Origin of the sequence: Pseudonocardia sp. SID8383, assembly GCF_009864975.1 — a bacterium.
Lineage (GTDB): Bacteria > Actinomycetota > Actinomycetes > Mycobacteriales > Pseudonocardiaceae > Pseudonocardia > Pseudonocardia alni.
The window spans coordinates 1-471 of the sequence record NZ_WWFY01001135.1 but is presented as its reverse complement, the minus strand read 5'-3'; the positions used below and the strand labels follow the sequence as shown (position 1 = coordinate 471).

Here is a 471-nt window from a genome sequence, read left to right as displayed (position 1 = left end):
GGCCGGGCGGCGGCGCGCAGCGCACAGCACAGCGCCGCGGTCGTCGCGAGCGCCGCGAACGGCTCCGGGCGGACCCCGAGGTTCAGCGGTAGCCACCACGCCAGCAGCGCGACGCCGAGCGTGCCCCGCACCCAGGCCCGGCGGTGGTGGCGTGCCAGCACCGCGGGCAGCGCGACCCGCGACAGCAGCAGCCACACCGTGATCCCGGCGAGCACCGAGGGCACGCGCAGCACCAGCGGCCCCACCCCGGTCTCGGCCAGCGCCCGGACCAGGCGGATCACCAGCGTGTACGGCGCCTCCGAGGCGTTGCCCCAGCGGTAGACGTTGCCGAAGTCGCCGGTCGCGGTGCCGGTCGCGTTGCGCGCGATCGCCTCGGTGAAGCCGTCGTCGGTGGACAGCGGCCCGAGCACCGTCCACACCGCGAGGGTGACGACGACGAGCACGTCCGCGGCGGCCCGCCCGAGCCCGGCC

The 471-nt window shown here is 77.5% G+C and carries 1 protein-coding gene; it reads right to left on the bottom strand.

The window, feature by feature from the left end:
* Positions 1-471 (bottom strand): arabinosyltransferase domain-containing protein (locus tag GTW08_RS27485; protein ID WP_202417782.1); only part of this gene is annotated, 471 nt, incomplete at both ends.